General features: G+C 49.8%; 17 protein-coding genes and 1 pseudogene. 9 read left to right on the forward strand and 9 right to left on the reverse strand.

Features of this window, described 5'->3' with window-relative positions:
- Positions 1-388 precede the first annotated feature (388 nt).
- A pseudogene (locus E1919_RS27710) lies at positions 389-1,294 on the forward strand (IS982 family transposase).
- A gap of 120 nt (positions 1,295-1,414) precedes the next feature.
- On the forward strand, positions 1,415-1,663 hold the full coding sequence (locus tag E1919_RS22320; RefSeq protein WP_162055630.1) for a hypothetical protein: 249 nt from the start codon (positions 1,415-1,417) through the stop codon (positions 1,661-1,663).
- A gap of 89 nt (positions 1,664-1,752) precedes the next feature.
- Here the strand turns inward: E1919_RS22320 and E1919_RS22325 are convergent, their stop codons facing one another.
- Positions 1,753-2,577, reverse strand: a complete 825-nt coding sequence (locus E1919_RS22325) for a ZIP family metal transporter (protein WP_162055631.1) — start codon at positions 2,575-2,577, stop codon at positions 1,753-1,755.
- A 1,550-nt stretch (positions 2,578-4,127) separates the two neighbouring features.
- Between E1919_RS22325 and E1919_RS22330 the strand changes: the two genes are divergently transcribed.
- Positions 4,128-4,370 (forward strand): hypothetical protein, encoded by a 243-nt coding sequence (locus E1919_RS22330; RefSeq protein ID WP_162055632.1) that lies wholly within the window; start codon positions 4,128-4,130, stop codon positions 4,368-4,370.
- On the opposite strand, the gene E1919_RS22335 is transcribed toward E1919_RS22330, so the two are convergent.
- The 4 genes from E1919_RS22335 to E1919_RS22350 form a co-directional block, all read right to left on the reverse strand.
- A complete protein-coding gene (locus tag E1919_RS22335) occupies positions 4,367-4,498 on the reverse strand; it encodes a helix-turn-helix domain-containing protein (protein WP_162055633.1) in 132 nt (43 codons plus the stop codon). The genes E1919_RS22330 and E1919_RS22335 overlap by 4 nt on opposite strands.
- 287 nt (positions 4,499-4,785) lie before the next feature.
- Complete coding sequence (locus tag E1919_RS22340; protein WP_162055634.1) at positions 4,786-5,721, reverse strand: phosphoribosyltransferase family protein; 936 nt, start codon at positions 5,719-5,721, stop codon at positions 4,786-4,788.
- Positions 5,722-6,148: 427 nt separating this feature from the next.
- Complete coding sequence (locus E1919_RS22345) at positions 6,149-7,177, reverse strand: UbiA family prenyltransferase (RefSeq protein ID WP_162055635.1); 1,029 nt, start codon at positions 7,175-7,177, stop codon at positions 6,149-6,151.
- A gap of 377 nt (positions 7,178-7,554) precedes the next feature.
- Entirely contained in the window at positions 7,555-8,259 is a 705-nt protein-coding gene (locus E1919_RS22350) for an HAD family hydrolase (protein WP_162055636.1), read from the reverse strand.
- A 243-nt stretch (positions 8,260-8,502) separates the two neighbouring features.
- Here E1919_RS22350 and E1919_RS22355 point away from each other — a divergent pair, with 243 nt between their 5' ends.
- Positions 8,503-10,197 carry a glycosyltransferase family 39 protein gene (locus E1919_RS22355; protein ID WP_162055637.1) on the forward strand — a complete coding sequence of 565 codons (1,695 nt, stop codon included), beginning with the start codon at positions 8,503-8,505 and terminating at the stop codon, positions 10,195-10,197.
- A 242-nt stretch (positions 10,198-10,439) separates the two neighbouring features.
- Here E1919_RS22355 and E1919_RS22360 read toward each other — a convergent pair whose 3' ends face one another.
- On the reverse strand, positions 10,440-10,937 hold the full coding sequence (locus tag E1919_RS22360) for a GAF domain-containing protein (protein ID WP_162055638.1): 498 nt from the start codon (positions 10,935-10,937) through the stop codon (positions 10,440-10,442).
- Between the two features lie 386 nt (positions 10,938-11,323).
- Here E1919_RS22360 and E1919_RS22365 point away from each other — a divergent pair, with 386 nt between their 5' ends.
- Together E1919_RS22365 and E1919_RS22370 are read left to right on the forward strand one after the other, a co-directional pair.
- Positions 11,324-11,722: a hypothetical protein gene (locus E1919_RS22365; RefSeq protein WP_162055639.1), complete on the forward strand. Its 399-nt coding sequence runs from the start codon at positions 11,324-11,326 to the stop codon at positions 11,720-11,722.
- A gap of 480 nt (positions 11,723-12,202) precedes the next feature.
- Positions 12,203-12,427 carry a hypothetical protein gene (locus E1919_RS22370; RefSeq protein WP_162055640.1) on the forward strand — a complete coding sequence of 75 codons (225 nt, stop codon included), beginning with the start codon at positions 12,203-12,205 and terminating at the stop codon, positions 12,425-12,427.
- Positions 12,428-13,241: 814 nt separating this feature from the next.
- Here E1919_RS22370 and E1919_RS22375 read toward each other — a convergent pair.
- Complete coding sequence (locus E1919_RS22375) at positions 13,242-13,562, reverse strand: hypothetical protein (RefSeq protein WP_202915975.1); 321 nt, start codon at positions 13,560-13,562, stop codon at positions 13,242-13,244.
- A gap of 1,243 nt (positions 13,563-14,805) precedes the next feature.
- Here E1919_RS22375 and E1919_RS22380 point away from each other — a divergent pair.
- Positions 14,806-15,642 carry a carbonic anhydrase gene (locus E1919_RS22380; protein WP_162055641.1) on the forward strand — a complete coding sequence of 279 codons (837 nt, stop codon included), beginning with the start codon at positions 14,806-14,808 and terminating at the stop codon, positions 15,640-15,642.
- A 493-nt stretch (positions 15,643-16,135) separates the two neighbouring features.
- Here E1919_RS22380 and E1919_RS22385 read toward each other — a convergent pair whose 3' ends face one another.
- On the reverse strand, positions 16,136-17,053 hold the full coding sequence (locus tag E1919_RS22385; RefSeq protein WP_162055642.1) for a mechanosensitive ion channel family protein: 918 nt from the start codon (positions 17,051-17,053) through the stop codon (positions 16,136-16,138).
- 189 nt (positions 17,054-17,242) lie between these two features.
- Positions 17,243-18,469 carry a DUF2254 domain-containing protein gene (locus E1919_RS22390; RefSeq protein WP_162055643.1) on the reverse strand — a complete coding sequence of 409 codons (1,227 nt, stop codon included), beginning with the start codon at positions 18,467-18,469 and terminating at the stop codon, positions 17,243-17,245.
- Between E1919_RS22390 and E1919_RS22395 the strand changes: the two genes are divergently transcribed.
- Both E1919_RS22395 and E1919_RS28165 read left to right on the forward strand, forming a co-directional pair.
- Positions 18,456-18,617 carry a hypothetical protein gene (locus tag E1919_RS22395; protein ID WP_162055644.1) on the forward strand — a complete coding sequence of 54 codons (162 nt, stop codon included), beginning with the start codon at positions 18,456-18,458 and terminating at the stop codon, positions 18,615-18,617. The genes E1919_RS22390 and E1919_RS22395 overlap by 14 nt on opposite strands.
- Positions 18,618-18,916: 299 nt before the next feature.
- Entirely contained in the window at positions 18,917-19,006 is a 90-nt protein-coding gene (locus tag E1919_RS28165; protein ID WP_394351811.1) for a transposase, read from the forward strand.
- Positions 19,007-19,745: the final 739 nt, after the last annotated feature.

Below are 19,745 nucleotides of genomic sequence, written 5' to 3' on the forward strand. Positions count from 1 at the left end.
AATGCAGGCGTCACCTTTATCGATATAACTCCTTTAACAAGAGAAGCAGCCTCTGACCCTTCCTACGTAGCCGGCGACGGCCTGCACTACTCCGGAACAATGCACCGGGAGTGGGCGCTGCTGACCCTCCCTAAAGCAAAAGACATACTGAAGTAGGGTTGCCAGGTTAGCGATAACTAGGAACAAGGTTGTGGCTCGTTGATACCGCAGCAGAGGGAGCAGGTATAACTGCTGGTAAAGGTAGCAGGGCAAACCATCAGGCAGCTATAAGCCTTAAACTAACGTGAACTCGGGAATTAACCCGCTTCAAATCAGGTGATTGTGCAACAAAAAAGGCTAAGGATTAGGTAGAAATATTGCCTGATGTTTCACCTAAATCCTTAGCCTTATGCACTTTATCATAGATACTACCAAAGTAGTTGAAGTGTTCTGCTTCATCGACGATTTCTGTAAAGAGGTTAAAGAATATTTCACTTCCCATCCCCTGCCCAAAGGACTGGTAGAAAAGCACCCCGCCGGCCGAAAGCCCTCCCTTTCTGAGAGCGAGGTGCTCACCATCCTGACCCTCTACCACCTCTCTGACTTCAAGTGCTTCGGGTACTACTATGAGCGCCTGGTGCTCGGGGAGCTCAAAAGCTTCTTCCCCAAGGCTGTTTCTTACACGCAGTTTCTCTCCCTCTCCCGCCAGGCCTGCTTCCACGCCTTTCTGCTGGCCCAGTGCCGGGCCAGCCTCTCTGAGAAAACCAGTCACTACTACATCGACTCTAAGAAGCTGCCCGTTTGCCACAACCTCCGCATTCACCAACACAGTGTCTTCGAAGGCATCGCCGCCAGGGGAAAAGGCTCCACCGGCTGGTTCTACGGCCTCAAGCTGCACCTAATCATCAATCAGCACGGGCAGCTGGCCCGCTTCCTCCTCACCCTGGCCAACGTGGCAGACAACAACCACTAGGTGCTCGGGCAACTGCTCCAGGGGCTAAAGGGCAAGTGCTACGGGGACAGAGGCTACCTCTCCTCCCTGCTGGAAGAGCTGCTGGAGAAGGGCCTGCACCTGGTGGCCAGGATAAGAAGGAACATGAAGCACATGCTCCTAACGCTCTCAGACAAGCTCAACCTGAGGAAGAGAGGGGGCATAGAGGCTGTAAACGACATCCTCATGACTGTGTGCGACATCGACCACACCCGCCACCGAAATCCCCTCAACGCCCTGGTCCATATCCTCTCAGGCCTGACAGCCTATACCTTTCTCGACCACCAAAACACAAGGTTTAGACCCTCCAGAACAGTAGCTTAATTCCCGAGTTCACGTTAGCATTAAACAAACAAGTAAAACAAAGGCTGTACTGAGTAGATATACGCCTATCCATTCTAAAAGTAAAGCCGTACAAGAATAACTTGGGAAAAGCTGCTGACGATGACCCTGAAGTATTTTAACCACAACCCTCTGGAGGAAAAGATTCACCTTGTGCAGCTGCACGGCCAGCTACTGGTCACCCGCGAGAAGGAGTTATTCATCGTTGCGCTCTACCACATGGGGGAGTTCTTCGCCGAGGTGTGGCACTCGCGCGTAACCTTCAAGGTTGCTCTAGCCTTTGGTTTTAATGAAGGGGCTTTCCTGGAGCCTTACCTGGAGAGGATTGGCCTCTCAGAGCTGAAGGAATAGGGAAATTCAATGAGAGGAGTCTTTCTCTTAATCCTTATCAGAAAAACTGCTGTTCCTAGTTATACGCCTACCTCCCTGTAGCAACGTTCTTAACCAAAGGCAACGTCCAGCACCATCATCAGCACAAAGCCGCCTATCAGCCCCAGCACGGCTACGTCGGTGTTCTTGTCGCGCTGGGTTTCCGGTATCACCTCCTCCACTACCACAAATATCATGGCCCCCGCCGCAAAGGCCAGGGCATAAGGCAGGATGGGTTGCATGGTGACTACGGCAGCGGCTCCCACTACACCGGCAACAGGTTCCACCACGGCTGAAAGCTGGCCGTACCCGAAGCTCTTCATTCGGCTGACACCCTGCCTGCGCAAGGGCATCGCCACGGCAAAGCCCTCGGGGAAGTTCTGCAGGCCGATACCCATGGCCAGGGCGATGGCAGAGGCGTACGTCACCCCATCCAGGCCAATGTGAGCTGCGCCGAACAGCACGCCCACCGCCAGCCCTTCCGGAATGTTATGCAGGGTGATAGCCAGGATAAGCAGCGTTGTCCGGTGCCACTGTGTTTTGATTCCCTCCGTCTCGTCTTCCCTGAAGTTGATGTGCAGGTGCGGGGCCAGCTTATCCAGTGCGAAAATGAAAAGGGCACCCGCCAGAAAGCCTACGGCTGCCGGCATCCAGCCAAAGCCGGGGTACTCTTTCTCCGCTAAATCAATAGATGGGGCCAGCAGCGACCAGAAACTGGCCGCCAGCATCACACCTCCTGTAAAGCCCAGCATCACATCGTGCCACGCCCTGCTCGTGGAGCGGAACAAAAAGACCATGGAGGCGCCAAGAAGGGTCAAAAACCAGGTGAACAAGGTGGCCAGAAGAGCGGCATATACAGGGCCCAGCTCTCTTAAGTAACTCTCAATACTTTCCATTCCGTCGCTTAGAAATATGCTCCAGCCCAAGCTGAAGGAAAAGAGTCAGGGCAGGTTTCTCCGGCCCGTTTGCTTTGCTGCTAGACACCGTGCCATACGTGCCGTGATGCCTAAAGTTCCTGGCGCTGCAGTATAGGTGGCACCTGTACTGCAGCGCCAGGAACTTCCTTTTTGACACGCTGTCCCGGAAAGGCCGTTGTTTTTAGGGCGGGTCAAAAGTCACGCCCTTGTGTAGCATTGCTTCTTTCAGCAGCTGCTCTTTGTTGTAGTTGTACCCTTCCATGTTTACCTGCAGAGCATATGCCCCTTATTCTCCTAGCCAGTGTATTTTCGGCACACCAAATATACACGGGATGCACTGCGCCATAAGCCTATGGCACTCTCTTTTTTGGCTGAGTTGGCTGAAGCTTTGTGGGACAGAGGACAAGTGCCTTCACCCACTTCAACAGCTTCTTCTGCTCACGTAGAGGTGCCTCCTTGGAGCATGTTGAGCTCTTACTATTGAGCCAGTGATGCTGTCACGGTTCCATATGTCTGTCGCTGTCCAAGAAGACATTGGAATAGTGAGATGTAAGGCAGGGGTTAAATCTAAGGGCTCTATAGGTTGTACTTTTTGCCACATGCTATAAAGTTTCTCGATTCAGCTGTACTCTAACCACGGTCAACTCAAGCTCAGCCAAGGTGAAGCCACGGTGGAACCACTTTAGGATGGTGATGAAGGTCCTGTGATGCGCAAGATCTCCCGTAATTCAGCCCTTTTAATAACCTGTAAAGCAGCTTTGTAGAGCAAAAACAGGCGTTTTTGCAGGTCTCTTAGCAGGAACAGGTGCTTTCTCCCTACTTCAACCGCATTTTGGACGCACTTTCAACGCCTTTTAGGGTGTAAAGCAGCAATACAGAACTCGCTCCCTTGCCTGGTGCCTTAGATGTAGCGGTAAAAGATGGTCTTGTGTATGCCCATTGCGAAAACGTACCGTGAATTGGGGCTTCTTAGGGTGTATCTGTAAGGTAGTATCTAAGAAGGATGTCTCTCTCTTGTAAGCTACCTGGTGTGCACTTTTTGTGGCAGTTTTTGTGGCACCTCTGTGGGACAAAAACTACTGGATTTTCTCCATGGTTTCACCATTCGATTGTGCTTCCAGACAGAGTAAAATAGGCCTTGTGGTGCAGTAAAAGGCTATAAATTAGGTGCAAACTTGTGTATAGGTCCGCTGAATCATGCTTCGCCGCAGGGACAAGCGAAAATCTTGTGTAGCACTTTGTGTAGCACTTTCAAACTGTCCGGGTGCAGCCTGAAGGTGTCTGCTCCTGGCCCGGCAAAAGAAAAGGCAGCCATCAGCTACCCCCTCATCCTGACATTACAAAATGGATAAAGCTCTTTTCAGAGTTAAAAGCAGGACAAAAATGCAGCCATATTAATTCCGGCATGGCAGAATAATGCCGCTGCTCTCCGGCCACTGCGCCAATCTTCTGTAATGGTAGAGTCTCTGTAGCCTCGAGGGCACCTTAGCGTCTGTACCTCCAGAGGTCGCACGCGTATAGCCCTTGTGATGAATCTGCAAGAATTTGACAACCTGCCCCAGGACCACAAAGTCGCAGTCATTTGCAGGCAGGCTACCTTCCTGGGGACCTGCAAAGAGGCAGAGCACGTCCTGGCGCTCTACCACATGAACAGCTTCTTCATCGAGGTGCGCTATAGTTCTGCACTCAATGAGATTGTGCAGGTGCAAGGCTTCACCAGTAAAATGCTGCTGGAGCCCTACCTGGATACAATCGAGCTACCGCGGCTCTAGCTCCCCGTTTCGCGTGCGCTTTGGATATAGCGGTAGCAGGTGGTCCTGCCGATGCCCAGTATCTTGGCTATCTCCTCCACGGTCTTCGTTCCGGAGGCGGAGAAGGTGCAGCATACTAACTCACCCAAAATAGCTGTATGCCCGTCCCGCAAAACGTGCGAATTTTGACATGAAAAATAGGTGTGGAAAATGTACTGCTGAAAATAGCTTATCGGCTACCGCATAGCGTGTTTTATGTTCACCAAGAACGTCTGTTAAACAACACTATGCATTTCTTCGTTTTGGACAAAGCATACATGCTACTTATGAGTCATGAAGGCATGTTAAGGGGAGACAGAGGTAACTGCTGACGATTGCCAATGTAGAATTAACATATCTCTATTGATTCTTGCCTTTCAGATTGTGGGCACTTATGCTATTTGCCTGCTGGTGAAGCTTTTTTTACTAAATCAATAACCTTCTGCAAAACCTGCCTTACTCTTCCGCGGGTGCCAATAAGCATGTTAGGATAAATCATTTTTCGGGCGTCTACACAGTATACAGACTTACCGGCAATGTTGGCAATTTGCTGAGCCTGCCAAATCGAGCTCTCAATAAAAAGCCAGCTGTCATACTTCAGGTAAACAGAAGCCTTAAACCCGCCATAGTTATTGGCTTTCTGCCTGGCCTCCTTTGTTGGTAGGTCAAGCATCACCAGCTTGTTGTATTTTATGTCATGCTTCGCCAGCCACGCTTCAGTTTGTGGCCGGTAACGCTCCAGGCGATTTGTAACAATAACACCGATTGTTCTGCTCGGGCGGAAGAAAGGATCTACATTGGCCAGGAAATGCTCGTAGTTAGGTCCATCATCATTCTCTTCTTCAGTCGGGTCTTTACACAGCACCCCGTCAATATCGACGCAGCAATTTTCCAGTAGGTCGTGGTGCATCATGTTCCATTCGAAAATCCGGGGGCCTGGACAGACATCGAAGTGTATGTCTATTTTACTGATACTTTCAGGTGCTGCAAAAATTGCTGCGTAGGTGATTTTCTTGTCGGGGTAAAGGCCATGCAGCTTTTCCTTTACCTCTTTGATTGATTTTCCCGACCAAACGCTGTCTTCTAGGATGAGTATCTCCTTATAGTCTTCAAAAGGCTTCAGATAGCTTTTCATTCTGCTTCCGGACTGCAGAATCCTCCCTTCGATAAAACCTTCAACATCTGCGAAGGGAAGGTTAAGGTGGAGGGCCAACAAATTGGCGGCAAGCAATCCGCTTCTGGGCATTCCCACAATAAGATCTGTGCCTAAAGGCACTTTAGAAAGATTTGAAGCTATGCACTGATTTAAATCCTCAATTGACCTGTAGTTCATTTTTTCGTTTGCTGTAAATCCGATACTACAATTTAGCGCTGCGGCTAAGCAAAAAGAGCCGATGCCTGATGTGTAGGCTTGCTTGCCTGTTGGAGTAGAATCGTTAAAGTAATATATAGTGTTTAATATTCATTGTTTTTGTTCCAGCAGCGTCAATAATGGTAAAAAGCCGTTGCTAAAGCCAGCTTTTTTCATAGCTCAATCTGTAATTACCGTAGCTTATACTTATTTAATGGAAATGGGTTTTTAATACTGGATTAATATATAAAGATGTAGAAAGATCCTCTTGAGCGATTTTTTTGGGCCATGTAAGACCGTAAAAGCGCTCTGTTTGGCTGTTGTCAATTGCGAAATGCAAAGGTCGAGCTGAGGCAAAACGCCATTCCGACACATTCACTCCACAGCATACCCACCTGGCAAGGCTACCTTATTGGAAAGATTGCTTAAGGAACCAGTTCAGGCTCGGTATGTTGCTATAAAGCAGGGTCATCAGCAGGATGATAAAAGCGACTACGTAGAGCATAAATTTTTTCTCTCTGTAGAGCCCCTCAGGTCCTTGTACCACAGAGTTCTTCCGGAGGCCCAGCTTTAGATACCAGGCAAACAGCAAAGCGAAGAAAGGGAAGCTTATCAATAGCTCTATCTTGTTCTTTATCAGGAAAATACCCAGGAAGAAAGCAGCAGTAAGCGCATAGAAAAACATGGAAATCAAGAGGTTCTCCTCTGTGTACCTCTTAAAGGACTTTCGGTAAAGGCCTGCCAACGCAGCGTTGTTGATGAACCGATACTCAGCAAAACGCTTGGTAGCCATCAAAAAAGCGCCTCCCATCCAGTAGGCCAGGATAATACTGGTTGGTGGAATAAAGGCCCAGGCAGGGTCTAGTATGCTTTCAGGCAGCAGTGCCGGGGGCACAAAGACAAACCAGCCAAGCGCCAGCCTTATCGGGTTGTTCACAGACTCAGACAGCACATCCAGGTATACTCTTTCCTTTGTCCTGAAAGGCCTTACGTTATAGAGAAACCCCATAAAAAGCAGCACGGCCGAGATAAACAGGTACTGCACAGAAATGAGATACGCCAACAACAGACCCAAGGCAGCCAGGCAGCAGTACTCAGAGTAGACATAGTATGGCTTCAACACCCTGACAACTGCTGTCCGGTTCTTTTTCAGCGGGTGGAACTGGTCAAATTCCCTATCGAGGTACTCGTTGATAACATAATTCGCCGACGCTATAAGGCAGGTGCTGGTTATCCCTATAAGGATATTGGTAAGCAGGGCCATATCAAAAGAAGTACGGTACACCATAAACGCAAAGAGCATACCCGGCAGCATGAAGATGTTCTTGAACCAATGGTCCGGGCGTGTGATGTGCACATAGTCTTTAAAAGAAGCCCGGGTGCCAGAAGCTTGTTGTCCCGCCACTACCGGGTTAGTAAGAGGGGATATCTGATCCATAAATTCAGGGTGAACAGTGTTTTATTTTAACAAATGCGTGTCTTGGTCCGAAACCCAAAATGACAGTACAGGACCTTTTTTTTATACATAGAAATAAGCCATTCATCAGAAGCCACAAGCGGGTTGTACAGCCGATGCAGCAATTAGAGGTGTCGCAAAAGGCTTCCGAAGCTCCCGTTCCTTCCCCGCTTTTCTGCTGACAAGGCAACTACCGGATTCCCCTTTGTGAAGACGCAGCGCGTTCCTCTCCCTTCCCCTCTTTCATACTTACAGCGGGCACCACCACCCCCCTTTCAAGGCAGACGCTTAGCCCCAGTACTTCTTCAGGAAGAAGGTGAAAGCAAAACCGTACCTTACTGCAATATTAGAGCCCTTTCTTACAAAGCGCTTTTTACTCTTAACCTTGAATTCAAGGCTACTGCCATCTTCTGATAGAAATCAAACTTGCCCAGCGGCTTCCTGTCGACTATCAGGTACGGCATGTTGGCCCTGATGGCGCTCTCCCCATCCAATTCCTGCCGGTCGCCAATAAACAGGCATTCTGATGGATCCACCTGCAGTTTCCCGGTAATGTATAGCAACCCTTTTGGGTCTGGCTTTAGCCGGTCTACCTCCGGGTCGGTGGAGCTTACAACCAGGTCTGCCTGTAGATTCATTGCCTTCAGCTTGTCGTGCGCCTTATAATCGGAATAGATGGCAATCTTTATATTATGGTTTCGCAGCGTATCAAAGAGGGTGCTGATGCCTGGATACAAACAGGCCTGCAAATACTGGTTGGGAAAACGGAACATCCAATAGCCCACTACCTGCCTGACTTTATCTAACGGATAATTTCCTTTTTGAGCACACCACGCATACTGTCCGTCCTCCAAACTACTACACGCGCTGCCAGATCGCTTCTCCCGCTCAGCCCTGAAGTGATGCAGTATCAGCACCTCTTTCACACGCCAGGGCCGTAACGCGTAATAAGCGAGTAAGGCACGCAGCATCCTCTTTCTTAGCTTAGGCTGGTGGTAAAGAGTACCGTCAACATCAAAAATCACAACTTTGGTTTTATCAGGGATGGTAGGTTCTCCGGTCATGCTAAGAATTTGTAGGCACATCTCCTCCTCAAAAGCTAAAGGATGAACTAAGTACGGATTAGGTTTAATTTAGCTGTAATTTTTAATAAATTTTAAACATAATGCAATAAATATAGTTTCTCAAAATATAAACAACCTTTTCAGTATTATTACCGAATTAGTTTGAAGTTTACCCCATTGCAAAATTGGTTTTCAGGCATCTTCTCAATATTTAAAAATGATTGTAAAGCTTTACAGTAGCTTATGCAGGTAGCATCTACAGGGGCAGTATCCTCTAAACTACCAAGGTGGCCTGCTTCTTTACATGGTTCTGAAACTAATCACACCTGGCTTGCCGTTGTCTGGGCCCTTATTCTAACGGGTATATCCCTGCGTCTTTACCACTTCTTCGACAACAGGTCGTTCTGGATTGACGAGGTGTACCTGTCGAGCAGCCTGATTCGGATGAGCTTCCTGGAGTTGATGACTCCTCCCCTGGACTATGAACAAAAGGCCCCGATTGGTTTTCTGTGGTTGTCCAAGCTGGCGGTGCTGGCTTTCGGGAAAGGAGAGATGGCGCTCCGGCTTGTTCCGCTGGTGTGCGGTACTGCCTTGCTGTTCGTGTTCCTGCCGGTTGCCCGTCATTTCCTCCGGCCGTTGGGGGTAGTGGTGGCAGTAGGAATTGTGGCCCTGGCCCCGCCCCTGGTGTACCATGCGGTGGAGGCAAAGCAATACGCCACAGAAGTGCTGGCGACCGCTGTGATTTTGTGGTTGTACATACGATACGACAAGCAGCTGTCTTCCCGGTCCCTGGTGCTGTGGGGAGTATGGGGAAGCCTTATCTTATGGTTCTCCTACTCCTCGATATTTGTACTGGCAGGCATGGCTTTTGGCATTTGCCTCTCCTATGCTGCAAAGCGGGAGTGGTCGCCGTTAATCCGGTCTCTGATCCCCTTTTCCATGTGGATGCTCAGCTTTGTCGTTAATTACTATTTGTTCACCTACAAGCATGCTCATTCAGAATGGCTGGTGTACTTCTTTCAGCACATGAAGGGCTTTATGCCCCTGCCCCCCGAGTCTGTAACCGATCTGAAGTGGTTTGCCCGTGCAATTGGCTTCCTGCAGCATTACCCGCTTGGCCTGATGTGGTTCAGCGACGCCAAACCCGACAGCAGGCTGTTGGATATCCTTATAAAGTTATCCCCACTGTCGAACTTGCTGATGGGCACTGGCTTGTACCTGCTCTTCAAAAGAGACAGGAAAGTATTTATGGTGCTGGTCTTCCCTCTGCTGCTGGCTCTGCTGGCTTCAAGTGTTAAGATGTATCCTTTCTACGATCGCCTCATCTTATTTCTGGCGCCGCTGCTCACTCTGGTTGTGGCCTTGGGCTGCGAAAAGGCCACCGGCTTCTTCCCTTCCGGTGCGGCATGGCGCTTTGTCCTCCCAGGGGTGCTGCTTGCCGCCCCGCTTTCTAGTTCCATCCACCAGGTTATCCATACGGATGAGTTCGGAGGGTTTAAGAAAGCCGCTTACAGGGAGGCACTGCTATATATAAATGATAATATTCAGGAGGGAGACGCAGTGTATGTGTATTGGAATTTCATGTACGCTTACCGGTTCTATAAGCAGGTGTACGACCTTCAATTTGATGCGATAGAAGGAAGGGACGTACGAGCAGCCTCAAAAAATGCGAATGATTATGTAAGAAAGCTGGCTCCGGATTTTGATTCCATTACCCAGAACCAGCGGGTGTGGGTAGTGCGCGACAACCGCAAGTCATTAGCGATCGGGGACTTCATCAGGCAACCAGAATGGTACTACGCCGATAGTGTCAAATCAGGCACACTGGTTCACCGCAGGATATCGGCTATGGGCGCAGAAGTGGATTCTCTCCGTTTAAACAATGTCAGCATCAGCTTGATTGACTTCACTTCCAAGGTCACCGCCGATGCCAGATAAAACACAGGTTGGCGTGGATGAGCAGGCGATGGACTGTCATCAAGTACCGAATTGAGAAAACATAGGCAGTTCTGTTGAACAAAACTATCGCTATAGAACAGCTCTAGTTACACCTGTGATCAATTCAGCTTTTTAGTTCAGTCTACCCTCCAAATCAACATTCCCACGTTTTCCGGGGGATGAGTACAATGCATGGCGGCAGTAAACCATCTGTGGTTTTATTATAAAGCGCTTTTCCCGCTTTACTTTTTCTCTATTTCATCCATCACGGCAGAGGCGAGGGTTTCCAGCATCTTCTGGTCAGAGGCAGAAAACTTCCTCGGCTTCTTGTCCACAATGCAGACAGCCCCAATGTTATAGCCTTCAGGCGTGGTCAGGGGTGCAGCAGCGTAAAACCTGAGACCGAATTCACCTGTCACCAACGGGCTGGCCAGCAGGCAGGGCTCTTTCAGGGTGTTCTCGAAAACGGTGACATCATTCCGGAGCACGGCAAGAGAACAGAGGCTTACATCCCTGCTCACCTCTTTTGCAAGGCCCATGCCAACCCCGGCTTTTGTTACGACATAGTCCTTTACCACGAAATTCACCAGCGCAATAGGCACATCGAACATGCGGGAGGCAACGGCTGCGATATGCTTGAAGGTGCCGTTCTCTTCGTAAGTGTCCAAGATGTTGAGGCTGCGCAGCTTTGCCAGCCGCTGCTCTTCATTTTCGGGGAGCTTGCCGAAGGAGTTTTCCATGGTTACAGTTCTTAATTTTGACCAGCTTTGAAGCGGTTAGTATAGCAAAAATCCTTAGACGTGCCTGACAGGAGCTCCCACTATCATCCGAAGAACCTTGGATATGTGATGAATTCCCGGCAGCGCCTTTCCGGCTCCGTTTGCCGCTAGCTTGCTTACAAACATCCCATTGATGTAGTTGTTTATAAAAAACAAAGTAAATTTACGGCAGTTGGTCATGGCTTTCAGCGGGATTACTACTTAAATTGAATCCGGGAAAGTACTTAATTCTATTCTTCAAACTAATAAACTTCCTCGACACAGTAAACAGCCGTGTTGCCCCTCCCGTTCTGCATGAGGATGATATTCACCGCAATGTTCAGCGGCAGAAATGAATGTGTTGCACTATGAGGATATTTACAGAGAAGAACTTCTTTGGAGAATGCACGCTCTTCGTAAGGGAGTGGGTAAAGCTTCTCTCTGAAAACAAGCTTGACGAAGCCTGTGATATGTTAGATGACCCAGAAGACAACGGCAGAAGTATCTTCTGGGATGCTGCAACCATGACAGAGGCACTTTTGGGGTACATTGGACAAAGGCGGATGCCTTCCGTAAGCGACCCTTACCGGACGGACTTGGGAAAGGAGAGAGTAAGCTTCATCGGGTGTGACGAAGGCAACTACGCTGTCGACTACGACATCCCCATAGAAGGTGAATGGACAGATTTGACAGCGCAATTCACGTTCAAAAGACATGCCTCGGGATTGTACTTAGTCTTATTAGAAGGCTTGTCTGTATTAAATTAGGGTCAGTAACCATGCCTTACTGCTGTTCTTCGGTTTCCCTCGTGCTGTAATCTCCTGCATTAGCTGCACGCATCGAGATCCGGGGTATAACTCATCAGTATTAAATAGACAATATTACGATAAATTCTTATAGGTATTAAACATTTGGCTGTCAGCATGTTAATCAAGTAAAGGCTCTTACGTTTCGACTAATTGGAATGATTTTCACAAATGGATTGCCAAATAGTTTAGAGGTGAAGCTTTATAAAATCACGGTCAAGACAGTATATTACTTATTTCAAGCAAGAATGAAGATGTATTTGCTTCTAATTAGATGATGAAGAAACCATTCTATCTACTGCTAAGCATTGCTAAACAGTTATGTAGCCAAACTAATCGACTAATTATCAATATCTTATGTTTTATAGAAAATTATCGTAATATCCTCTAATTAATGTTAAATACATGCAAATACATTTAACATCTTAATCCTCCTGCAATATGGCGATAGCTCTGACTTTGACTGGCCTTATCTTACTGGTGTGCACCCTGTGCAGCGCCCTTGTTTTGCTTCTGAGTCATGAGGAAGAGCCGGACAGAGGCTACGGCTGGGTACAAAAACCCGATGCCCCTATGATGCGCATTGCCTCAGGGTGTAATGTGGAGAAGACCCCCACGCACCTGCCTCAGCACATGACCGTGGAGAAGGCCGCAACGGGCTCCTGAGTCAGGCTGATTGCACAGGCCGGGGTCTGAAAGGAAGCAGCATCAATGTCTCGTTGGTGAGAGGGCAGTTTCCTCTAAAGCGGTACCTACACCAGCTCCGAGATGTCAAGCTGTTCCAGGTAAGGCTCCAGGTTTGACCGGCTGCTGAACCCGCGCGCCACCGACCGCGCGCGTGCTTTACGTGTCCCTCTCTGCCTACGCGACCGCCATCCTTTGCGTGGCGGCCGACAGGGTTATCGGGTAGGGCAGATGGCCGGGCCCCTGGCAGCTGTTTCCGCGGACTGAATGAAAAACAAAATGGACTGCAGGAAAAGCATCTCAATTAGGGTGGGTGGCTGTTGCACAACTCAGTTTTTAACATGACTTCCTTACAGCCTTCACTCGGAGTGGGCAGCTCCAAAAGAGTAACCTACGATAAACAAGCTAATAAAAAATCTTTACTTACCATAATAGGTGATGTGGAGCTTCTGTATTTTCTGCACAAACTGAGCGAAAGCAGGTGAGGCAGTGGTGCTACGAGAAGTTCTCCGGAATATACCTGCTCACCCTTAACCGGGTGTTTGAGAAGGCACAGGTGTGAAAGGCGAAAACCGGAAAGTATCAATTCTAAAATGCCAGGCTCTGCTATAAGTTATACTTTGCTACCTGCCATTACAAATCATGGCTTTGGCTATACCATTTCCGGCTTCAAAGAAAATACCACCGCTGTTCCTCTTTACCTTCTGCCGATAGCCCACGCCTAAAAAGAAGAAAGGCAAAACCTTTCAGTACTTGCCTTTCTTCTTTTATTTCAGCTAAACTGTAAGGAGGCTGATTACATAGTAGTTGTACCAGTTGTAGTAGTTCCTGTAGTGGTACCAGTTGTGGTAGTTCCTGTAGTTGTACCAGTTGTAGTAGTTCCTGTAGTGGTACCAGTTGTGGTAGTTCCTGTAGTTGTACCAGTAGTGGTAGTTCCAGTTGTACCAGTAGTAGTTCCTGTAGTTGTACCAGCGGTAGTTCCAGTTGTACCGGTCGTAGTCGTGCCGTAATCCGTATCTGTACCAGTGCCCGTGCTAGACGGTGTCTCTGTGCATGATGCTAAAACAGTAGCTACTACAAAGGCAGCGGCATATAAATTTACAAAAGTCTTTTTCATTGCTTTAATGTTGATAAATGAGAAAACACTAACTCAGTTTCCGATTACCATCAAGAAGTATCTGACCTCCAGTGGTAGTTCCTCCAGTAGCCCCACCTGTTGTTGTGCCGTTTTCATCCCTTCCTTCCGTATTGGTCTCTGTGTTGTTTCCGCACGATGTCATGAGAAGAGACGCAGAAGGAAAGATGCCGCCAGTATGGGAGTGAAGTTCCTTTTCATAGCTGTTAAAGTTTAAATTTTCAAAGTCTCTTGCTTTACGATTATTTGTTTCATCTGTTGTTATACCTCAAAGGTTATTTGATACGCGAACAGTTAACCTCCTTTATGAAAAGGAGTAACATACTATAAAAAGCACAGGCTGCCTAAGATAGGCAGCCTGTGCTCCACTAACCAGTTTTTGCAGTATTTATATACGCAGCAGCTTCTAAAAAGTAGACCATTTTAAAAAATCTTCTTTCTGCTTAGTCTGCCATAGGCGATGATTCTTCTGAAAGTTAATTTAGAGCTGCGGAGGAGTGTGGAAAGCTTCCAGGCCATCTCAGCACTAATGCCAACACGTCTGTTGAAATTCGCAGGAGCAGCTTGAAGGATCACTCTCCGATCACAAAGTTGAAAACAGTTGAATTTAGTTAAGATGCTGTATCCCAGAAAATGGGGTTTCTTGGGATGTATTTGTAAGGGAGAATCAAAACAGCATTGTCTCTTGGGGATGCTGCCTGGTGTGCACTTTTTGTAACACCTCTTTGGGACAAAAACTACAGGATTTCCTCTATAGTTTCACCATGTGATTGTGCCACAGACAAAGTAAAACAGGCCTTTTGGTGCAGTAAAAGGCTATAAAGCAGATGCAAACTTGTGTATAGGTCCGCTGAGTCATGCTTTGCCGCAGGGACAGGCAAACATCACGTGTGGCGGTTTGTGAAGCACTTTCAAACTGCCCGGATGCAGCCTGAAAGGTGTCTGCTGCTGGCCCGGCAAAAGAAAAGGGCAGCCACCGGCCACCCCTTCTTCCTACCAAAAACAAAATGAAAAAGCTCTTCTCAGAGTCAAAAGCCAGACACAATCGCAGGGATAATAATTCCTGACTCGTCCTGAAATCAATGGATAGAGCGAGCACTGTTGAATAAGGATGACAACTGAAGCTCTTTAGCATCGGCAGGACGCTGGTATTACTGCTGCGGTAGCCGCCTCCAAAACCTTTAACCCCTATAAAAGTACAAACCCTAGAACTAACCTTATACACATGAAGAGAAGCACAGCACCTATTCCATCCCGCTACAAAAGAGTCAGAAACAGGCTGTGCCTCTTTTTGGTGATAATCACAGGACTGTCTGCCTGTGGCGGTGAAACGGAGATAGAAGCAATAGCAGATGAGCCGGTTGCAGTGGAAGCAGAACCCGAAACGGCGGGGGCAGCAGAGTGGAATTATGAGAACACCAACTGGGAGGAAATCTCAGGCGCCGAGTGCCAGGCCAATGTGCAGTCTCCCGTCAACATCAGCACTCAGGAGGCGATTGAGGCGGAGCTCTCGGACATCCGCTACGAGTACGAGCCCTTCCCCATGAAGATAGTGGACAACGGGCACACGGTGCAGGTATACGGCACGGAGAGCAGCTTCATTACGGTAGAGGGCAAGCGGTACCAGTTCAGGCAGTTTCACTTCCACTATCCTTCCGAGCACACCATCGACGGTAAGCGGCACCCGCTGGAGATGCACCTGGTGCACCAGGAGGAGGGAACTAGCAACCTGGCTGTGCTGGCCGTTTTCATAGAAGAAGGCACTGCCGACAACCCTTTCCTGGAGAAGGTGTTCACACAGATACCTGCTCAGAAGGAAGAGGAAGTGCAGACAGAGGTGCAATTAATGCTGTCTGACTACGTCCCGCCGTCCCAGGCCCACTATACCTACATCGGCTCCCTGACCACGCCCCCCTGTACAGTGGGCGTGGACTGGATAGTCTTCAGGGAACCATTGCAGGCATCAGAGGAACAAATAGCCAAATTCTCTGCCTTGTACGCCAACAACGCGCGGCCTGTGCAGGCCCTCAACAACAGAAGGGTGCTGAAGACGGAAGAGTAATTTTCTCTTGTTCATAAACGAAAGCAGGGCCTTCTGGTTCAGCCGATCGGCGCGTACAAATCTGTATATGAGTCTGTTATATTCTACCGCGTCAGGCTCCTGCCTGGAAAGTTGCAGGGGATGATGCGGTGTCCGATAATTTGCCACTGGCCGATGGTGTGACCGTGACTGATTTGGCTGTGGCCGACACCTGGGACGAGGTTGATTTCTACACAACTTTTTTGCTTGGCTTACCAGAACGATGTCTCCTGTGAACTAACCTGAAAGCACTGTTCCCACGCCTACAGAAGTCCATCTGCAGCAGATTGGTATTATCAAAGGCCTCGCTGTCGTTTCGGTAATACCGCTGCACGCGCTGGATAAGCAGGGGTTGGCCACCTCTGATGCCACTTGCCACATCCGGCAGGCCGTGCCGGTGTTTCTAATCATGATGCAAACTTAGGGAGGAGCTCAGGCTCATTAGCGCTTTGCTGCTACAGTCAAGCGCATAGAGCTACTCTCCCCGCGCTTCCTTCTCCTTTACCCGGATAGGAATGTCTTTCTGGTAGTCGTAGAGCTTGAGCTCCTGGATGTTGGCAGGCAAGCCGAAGCCGTTCTCCAGCAGCGCCTTCGTCACGGCTTGCATGACGCTTCCCTTCAACAGCACCACTCCTTTTTTGTAGTCGTCCGTCTCAGCCCAGAAGAACACTTTTATGTTTACCGTGCTGGTCCCGAGCTCGTCTACTGTGGCGTACGGCGGGTCCTCCCGTAGAACGCCCTCTACACCCAGCGCCGTTCTCTCTATCAAATCAATGGCTTCCTGCGTGTTGTCGTTGTAATCAACGCCCACTACAAAGTGTATCCTGATCAGGCCGTTCTGGGTCAGGTTGGTCACCTTCGACTGGAGGATAGTGCTGTTGGGGATGAACACGTCCTTGCTGTCGAAGGTCAGCACGTGCGTGACCCTCAGGTGCAGTGCCTTCACCTTGCCGGTGACATCCTCCACTTCGATGGTGTCGTCTATCTCGAACGGGCGGTTGAAGGCCAGGATAAGCCCGGCCAGGAAATTCTCCGCGATGTCCTTGAAGGCAAAGCCAATCACCACCGCCGACAAACCGGCGCCGGCCAGCAAACCGCCGGCAATCCCGCTCAGGCCCAGCGTCTGCAGCACCAGCAGTAGCCCCACAATGATGATGGCCCACTTGGACACCAGCGCAATGTACCCCGCCGTGATCCTGTCATGGGACTTGCCCGACAGCCTTGCATCCAGCACGGCTTTGGCTCTGCCCGACACCCAAAGCGCAACAAAGGAAATCAGGAGTGCGAGCAGGATATTAGGCAGCAGGAACAGGAACCCCTCCCAGTACTCGTTTACTACATCCATCAGGCCGGCGGTCGATGCGCTGATGTCTAAGCGGTTATCGTCTTGCATAGGTTGCTGTTTAGGACAGGGTGCCTGCGGCACTTCGGCCGTGAAGGCACAGCACAGCAACCGCAGATGTTGCAGCTACTGCACCTGTTGCCTCTAAACGCAGTGCGGGGCGTACAGTTTCACAGCTGGGGCAGGCGGCAGTGAACTGTACGCCCCGCACCTGGCGGCTCTTCGGCGAGGGAGCCAGGGCTACAGGGAGTTTTCCTCCTCAATGCTCCTTTGGGTTTGCCGCATCAGCCGGCCCGCCGCCGCGGTGGGCGCGACGGCCTGGAGCTGCATGAGCATCTGGTGCAGCTCGTGCCTTATCAGCCTGTCCCCCTGGCCGTAGTCCCACACCGGCAGGACGGTGTCGGTGAATATCTGATCAAAGGTCAGCTCCCTTGTGATGATCCGGACCTTCATCCCTTCGTTGCGGACGGAATCATCAGGAAAGTGGCATGCCCTGTAGGAGAGCAGTTTGAACACCGCCCTCAGGCTTTGGACGGCAGTGCCCGGATCATTTATACCGGGGCTCAGGGCCTTGATCGCCACCTCCTTCAGCTGCTTGAAGCCATAGAAGAAGTTCCACTCGATGGATTCCCCCTCATGCAGGTACACCAACTCCAGTATCCTCCCCATCACCTCCTCCGGCAGTTGCCTGCTTGCTTCCAGGACGGGGAGCCCCTGCAGGATGAACGTCCCGGGCGTGTGCAGCATACGCAGGGTGCAGTCGCACTCATCGCACAGCCGCAGCAGGGCGCCTTTGTCGAAACCTACATACACCCCCGGGGCAGCCGCAAAGGCAGGATGCCCCTTCCAGGAGGGGTCCGTCTCCGGGACGGCCTCCTGCCGTAGGCGGCAGGAGCGCACTAGGGCTTCCTTCGTGTCCGTGTGTATCCTCCGGATAATAACCTCATACTTCACGGATTGGGTGATGTAGTGGATAAAGTATATGAAGAGGAAAATATCGAAGACCGTCACGGCGATGAGCAGGTAGGTACTCAAGGCCGGTATCTGAACGCCGGAGTCTATGTCCCGGATCATGGTCAGCAAAAAGAGCGCGTACACGATGGTGCCGATATAGATGCCGAGCACCACCTGCTGGAAGCGGTTGCCGATCAGCTGATCCAGTACACGGTTGCTCAGCTGGGAGGCTGCCTGGTTGAGCACGATCATGACCATCGAGAAGCTGAAGACCGTAAGCGAGATGACCCCTGTGACAATGGCTGAAATAATGCTCCGGGCCGTTGTGGGGTCTTCCAGCCTGAGCCACTTCCACTGGGACTTGACCTGCTTGCCTTCCTCTGAGTAGTCGAACAGGATGGCCAGTGCCGAGAAGGCGAGGAAGAAGGCCCCAATCATTGCCGGGTAGAAGGCTATGCTGCTGACAACCTTATGGTAGTAGTACTGAACCTTGATACTGATGCTGCTCCACATAGAGTTTCATTTGATTGGCTGTGCGACACAGAGCCGGTGGGGCCTGCTGGAGGCATGTGTTGCCCGACCGCTGCCGCAGGACCAGAAGCACCGCCACAGCAACGCGTTTGGCAGCAGCACAGGCACCCGGCGGGCCTTCTTTTACTGACCGATAGTTTGATTTCCGCTATATTTACTTCTTTCGCCTTCTGTAGGTTCGGAAGATCTGGGACACGCTCTCCCGTAGCGGAAACAAACTGAACCTGGTCCCACCTCATAACAAATTTTATGAACTGTGTTAGAAACTGTTTTAAAAGGTAATCAAGGATAAAAAAAGTGCCCACTTTGGTTAAGAAAGTTATTCGACCAACTAATCAAAACCTAGGTGAGCACCACTCAAAAGAAGCAAAAAAGGAAGCGTTGTCCAAGCGACATTAGCCAAAACGGCTGGAAAAAGTTCAAACAGGCATCAATGCTGTGTTTTATGTGGTAAAAACGGGTTGTAGCTGGCGCAGTTTGCCGCACGATCTTCCCCGCTGGCAAACGGCTTACGGCTAATTCAACCGCTGGAGCAGGGACGGAACCTGGGAGTCCATCCATTGCTTCCTGGTCAAAAAGCTCCGCACCAAGGCAGCCCGCAGTGTTCGCCCATCGGCTGGTATCTGGACTCGCAGCGCGTCAAAACCACGGCCTGTGGCGGCCGGCACCGGGGCTATGATGCAGGAAAGCAGATAAAGGGGCGCAAGCGCTTCAACCCAGTCAACAAAAGGGGAAAAAGAGTATTAACTGGACTGCGTACAAACATAGGATGTTAAATAGAAGCCGTTTCTAAAAGGAGTGCTATTTCGGACAAATGGACAAATAAGGAGGAATGCGCATTGTGGATGCAGGCGCGCAAAGGAATTGTGCAGCACTCCTTTTTGCTTAACTTTGGCGCATTAAGTTTGTTTTCATAGCTTGGAAAGGGCAGAGGTCTTGCTTCTGCCCTTTTTTTAGGAGAATAGGCTTCTACCACCTTCCCTATTGGTTTTAATGATATTGCAACAATTCTGATTCCGGGTAAGACCTAAAAGCAGAAAAGGACGCCTTTAGCGTCCTTTTCCTAAAAATAGGATTCGAATAAACCGAAACCCTGCTTCTGATTATATTTACGCCAACCCCGCCCTTAGGTTACGCCTTTGTTAAGGAAGGCACTGTTGGCCGCCGCGCGCTGGCAGCGGCTCTGTGAGTCGAGTGCTGCACCTTCTTCGACTCCGGCGCCAAAACCGTGGAGGAGACAGCCAGGATACCGGGCACC

This window comes from Pontibacter pamirensis, from assembly GCF_010015475.1.
In the GTDB taxonomy this organism is placed as follows: domain Bacteria; phylum Bacteroidota; class Bacteroidia; order Cytophagales; family Hymenobacteraceae; genus Pontibacter; species Pontibacter pamirensis.